Source organism: Candidatus Methylomirabilota bacterium (genome assembly GCA_027293415.1).
Classification (GTDB): Bacteria; Methylomirabilota; Methylomirabilia; order Methylomirabilales; family CSP1-5; genus CSP1-5.
The window spans coordinates 1-5,025 of sequence record JAPUFX010000100.1 but is presented as its reverse complement, the minus strand read 5'-3'; the positions used below and the strand labels follow the sequence as shown (position 1 = coordinate 5,025).

4 protein-coding genes are annotated in these 5,025 nt (G+C 55.8%); all 4 read left to right on the top strand.

Going from position 1 to position 5,025, the window contains the following annotated elements; genetic code table 11:
• Positions 1-379, top strand: a 379-nt coding sequence (locus tag O6929_07300) for a DsrE family protein (protein ID MCZ6480191.1), incomplete at its 5' end; no start/stop codon positions are given.
• 617 nt (positions 380-996) lie between these two features.
• Positions 997-1,881 (top strand): outer membrane lipoprotein-sorting protein, encoded by an 885-nt coding sequence (locus tag O6929_07295; protein ID MCZ6480190.1) that lies wholly within the window; start codon positions 997-999, stop codon positions 1,879-1,881.
• 48 nt (positions 1,882-1,929) lie between these two features.
• Complete coding sequence (locus tag O6929_07290) at positions 1,930-4,308, top strand: MMPL family transporter (protein ID MCZ6480189.1); 2,379 nt, start codon at positions 1,930-1,932, stop codon at positions 4,306-4,308.
• Positions 4,309-4,369: 61 nt separating this feature from the next.
• A partial coding sequence (locus O6929_07285) for a hypothetical protein (protein MCZ6480188.1) occupies positions 4,370-5,025 on the top strand: 656 nt, incomplete at its 3' end.

Below are 5,025 nucleotides of genomic sequence, written 5' to 3'. Positions count from 1 at the left end.
TGAGTCATTCAGCGAGGGGAAAGTGAGGGTGCTGTATCATGTGGATAGTAAGGACCCCGCTGTGGCCAAGTACGCCATGGCCCTCATCAACAAGCACATTGAGGCCGAGGGCGGCCCGGACAAGATCGACCTGAAGCTGGTCGTGCACGGGCCTGCTTTACTGTTGTTTGACAAGGAGACCATCGACCCGGAGCTGAAGAAAAAGTTCCAACTCATCCTGGACAAAGGGGCGCAGGCTGAGATGTGCCAAGTGTCCATGAAGCTGTTTGACAAACCATTGGACAAGCTGGCCAAAGGGTTTAAGCCGACCGCCCACCCTGTTGCAGTCAAGCGAATCGCCGACCTCCAGCGGGAGGGCTATATCTACATCAAGCCGTAAGGGAGGGAGAGCAGCAGCGATCCTGCCGGAAAGATTGATGAATTGGTAAATTGGGGTCAGGTCTTGCAATCACACATTCATCTTCGTGGCCCCTCTCAAGGGCCGACGAACCGTCGCTTGGTCGACCGCCCGATCTGCATGGCCAGGCTATTTACAACTCCTGTTCTCCCACGACGGGTGCCCGACGGCGCGGCAGTGGGGCCGACCATCGTGGCCCCGAAAGAACAGCGGGTAATCTGTCTGAGAATGTCCTGAAAATCCCTTTTAACATACCTCAAAAGTTCCTAGAAACCCGTGAAAACCCCTCCGGAAACTTTTCCGGGACCCCATGCCCAATCTCGGTGGAACTGACCCCGCTCACACGCAAGGCCTCCCATACGCGCGCTATGCTTGACGACAGCGCGTGTTGAAGCCTGTTCCTTCGGTTTCCCTCTCCACGCTACCAGGACCAGTGATCGACCCAGCGAAAGTTGCAGTGCGGCGGTGGCCCATGACGGGGGTCGTCCGTCGATTTTTCAAAGAGTTTCGCGTATTCTCCTGATGGGTCACAAACAAAAGAAAGTGGCTGGGGACCATACAACATTTTTTTTGAACCATTGACAGAGGAGAGATGACCCATGAACGACCTGCACACCACCTGGACCTTTCGCCCCTTCTTTATGGAGGGCTTGTCCCGGGGGCAGGATGCCCAAGCTGCCCATCGCCGCTTTCGCTCGATTGTCGTGGCAATCTCACTCCTCATCCTCCCGACCACCGGGATTGCTGCGCCACCACCGGGAACAACGCCGGAAGAGCAAGGGCGGCATATCTTCATCACCCAGGATAATATGGATCTCGGCTATCGAGATGCCAAGGCGACGATGTCCATGACCCTGCTCAATGCGGCCGGGCAAGAGAGTCGTCGCAAGATGGAGACCCAATACATGGAGGTAAAACATGACGGGGATAAAACCATGATCACCTTTCAGTATCCCCGCGATATTAAGGGAACCGGATTGCTGACGTTCGAGCATATCGAGAGACCGGACGACCAGTGGCTTTATCTCCCCGCACTCAAGCGGGTCAAGCGCATTGCCTCCAAGAACAAAAGCGGAAGCTTCGTGGGCTCCGAGTTCAGCTATGAGGACATCACTTCAAACGAACCCGAGAAGTACACGTACAAATACCTCCGCGAAGACATGCACAACGGGGTACCCGTCTGGGTTGTCGAGCGGTACCCGAAAGATCCGAGCTCCGGCTATACCAAGATCATCACCTGGGTGGATCAGTCCAATCACCAGACTGTCAAGCAGGAGTATTTTGATCGCAGGGGTGCACCGCTCAAGGTCGAGTCCGACAACGGCAACACCCGCTATCTCGGCAAGTTCTGGAGACCGAGCGAGATCATCATGGACAACCTCCAGACCAAGAAGAAAACCATCCTGGTATTCGAGAACTGGAAATTTCAGCAAGGACTGAAGCCGTCAGTGTTCACCAAGCGGTCGCTGGAACGGCAGCGCTAACGAGCCATCGAAAAGACCGGTGTCCAGATCAGACTGGAGGGGCAGAGCATGGGAAGCAACCGTATCGACCAGGCCATTGCGGAGTCGTACGGCCGCACGGTCATCCGATACCCTTGGTTGATGATCGTTGGAGCCCTGCTGCTGTTCGCCCTTGGTGCCGCCGGTCTGCCCAAAGCCGGGTTCAATTCCAGCTATCGGGTGTTCTTCGGAAAGGATAATCCCCAGCTGCAGGCCTTCGACGACTTCCAGGCCATCTATACCAAGGACGATAATGTGACGGTGGTGATTCATCATGCGAATAAACAGGTCTTTTCCAACGACGTTCTCGAGACAGTCCGAGACCTCACCGCCGCGCTGTGGAAGACCGCATATGTCACCCGGGTGGACTCGGTGACCAACTACCAGCACACCGAGGTGACGGAGGATGACCTGATCGTCGACGACCTGATCACTCGGCTTCCGCTGAGCGACCCAGTGCTCAGCGCCAAGGAACGGATTGCCCTGAGTGAACCGCCGCTGAACGGGCTGCTGCTGTCTCCTGATGGTCGGGTGACTCAAATCAATGCGAGGGTGCTCTTTCCGCCGTTGGAGGAGAATCCGAATGTGGCCAGTGACATCTATGTCGCTGTCGAGCAGCTTATCGATCAAGAACGCGAGAAGCATCCTGAGATCGAATACCGGATCAACGGCGTTGTAGCGATAAACCACGCTTTTGCCAAAACTCCTGAGGATGACATGAAAGCGATGATGCCCTTCATGGTCGGGCTCATCGTGGTTTTTCTGGCTCTACTGGTCAGGTCCACCGGAGGGGTTGTGCTTCCACTGGTGGTCGTGCTGCTGTCGATTTTCTTCACCCTCGGGCTCGCCGGACATCTCGGGCTCTTGTTGACCCCGGTCTCTGCCGTCTTCCCGCAGATTCTGTTGGCGGTTGCCATCGCCTATTCCGTGCACATGGTGGTGAGCTATACTCGCCTGCGTCGGACGGGCCTCACCCAGGAAGAGTCCGTCCAAACAACGCTGGAAAAGAACCTCACACCGATTTTCTTGACCGCGGTGACCACGGCGGTCGGATTTCTATCCATGACATTGAATGAGGTTCCGCCCGTCCGGCATCTCGGCATTCTGGTGGGCGGTGGAGTACTCTTCACCTTCGTCTTCTCCGTGACATTCCTACCCGCAGTGCTGGCCATCTGCCCCTGCGGCATCAAACCCTCCAGATCCATGCCGGACCTGCTCCAGGGCCGACCTCCGCGTTCGGAATGGACGGATCGGCTCGGCCAGTTCGCGGTCCGGCACTATCAGTGGCTGTTTTACGGGTTGCTGGGCCTGGCAGTGTGTGGCAGTCTCTTTATCCTTCGTCTCGAGCTGAACAATAACCCCATCAATTACTGGAAGCTTGGCACGTGGTACCGAGACACCGCCGAATTCGTCGATGCGAATCTCACCGGGGTCAACTATACCGACTACTCTCTGGAGAGCGGCAGACCCAACGGCATCAACGACCCAGCCTTCTTGGCGAAGGTAGAAGCCTTCAGCGAGTATCTTCGCACCATCCCCGAAGTGACTCACGTCAACTCCATTGTTCCGATCATGAAGCGATTGAACAAAAATATGCATGCCGATGATCCCGCCTACTACCGTTTGCCGGACACCCAGGAGCTCACGGCCCAATACCTGTTGCTCTATACCATGTCGCTACCCTTCGGGCTGGATCTCACCAACCAGATTAATGTGGACTATTCCAGTACCCGGGTGACCGCCACGACGCACAAGGTCAGTGCGAAGCGCCACAGGGAAATTCTCCGGCAGGTCGAGGACTGGACAGCCGAGCATATTCCGGAATTCAACCCTCAAGGGGTAGGCGCATGGGTCATGTTCACCTACTTGAGCGACCGGGTGATTCGAGGGATGTTGAAAAGTCTTGCGCTGGCCTTGGCTTTGATCACCGCACTCTGCGTGCTCACCTTTCGTTCGCTACGTCTTGGGATGCTTAGTATGATTCCCAATGGCTTGCCGATTGTCCTCACATTTGGGATTTGGGGGATGATGGGCGACCATGTGGACTTTGCGGTCTCGATCGTTGCGGCTGCGGCGCTCGGCGTCATCGTTGATGACACCATTCACCTCATGGTCCGTTATCAACGCAGCAAGGAGAGCGGCATGGAGAGCGGCCCGGCCTTTGAAGTAGCTCTCAACGACGTCGGGCATGCGCTACTCTTTACCACAATCATCCTGGTCGTCGGATTCGGCCTGTTTATTCTTTCTGACTTCCGGTTCAATTCCAGCATGGGGCTGATGATCAGCCTCTCCATTGCCATTGCCCTGCTCTTCGACTTCCTCTTCTTGCCAGGGGTGTTGATGAAATTTGATCGGAAGACAGTCCACGATGGGGAAATGACCGGCCATCAGCCATCGGCGCCGGTTTAGGCGGAGAGATGACGATGAGCCGGAGATGAGGTGTGCGCCTCCTCCCATGATCAGCATCGCCGTGGCCTTTGTCCTGGCGTTTGTCGCTGTTCGTGAGGTGGCGGGCATGGAGCGCGACTTGAAGGTCACCGGCACATCTTATGTCGCCGTCTTTCCTGACGCGGGGAAAGGGGCGCAGGAGGATGTCGTCGCCTCGGTCCAGGTGAAACCTGACCTGGCTCTGTTCTTCAATGACGCCTGGCAGGCTGTCATCGCACCGCGATTTCGCTTCGGTATCAGCGATCCCGAGTTCAATCTCATCTCGCTCGATGATGTGTACGGTGAGTATATTGCCGATCAATTCGAGCTGCGGGTGGGATATCAGACCTTCTTCTGGGGGACAGTGGAGTCCGTTAACATCGTCGATATTCTTAATCAGAATGATTTCGTCATTGATTTTTTCGACCCGAAAACGAACAAGCTTGGGGAACCGGCGATTCGGGCGAGGCTGATCCTTGGAGAGAATCGCTTCGATCTCTATCATTTCAGTTACTTCACGCCTGCTGAGCTTCCGGGCAAGGTTAACCGGTTTAACTTTTTTGATGGCGGGCTTGATATCTCAAATGATCCCCTCTACACCAGCGGCGCTGAACGTCTCCGTCAACAGTTCGCCCTGCGCTGGGATCGCACCATCGGAACAGCCGACATCGGCCTGGCCTATTTCAACGGGTATGAAAA

Bases quoted from the DNA above. Each gene is read 5' to 3' on its own strand.
- O6929_07295 (MCZ6480190.1), top strand. From the start codon at position 997: ATGAACGACCTGCACACCACCTGGACCTTTCGCCCCTTCTTTATGGAG.
- O6929_07290 (MCZ6480189.1), top strand. From the start codon at position 1,930: ATGGGAAGCAACCGTATCGACCAGGCCATTGCGGAGTCGTACGGCCGC.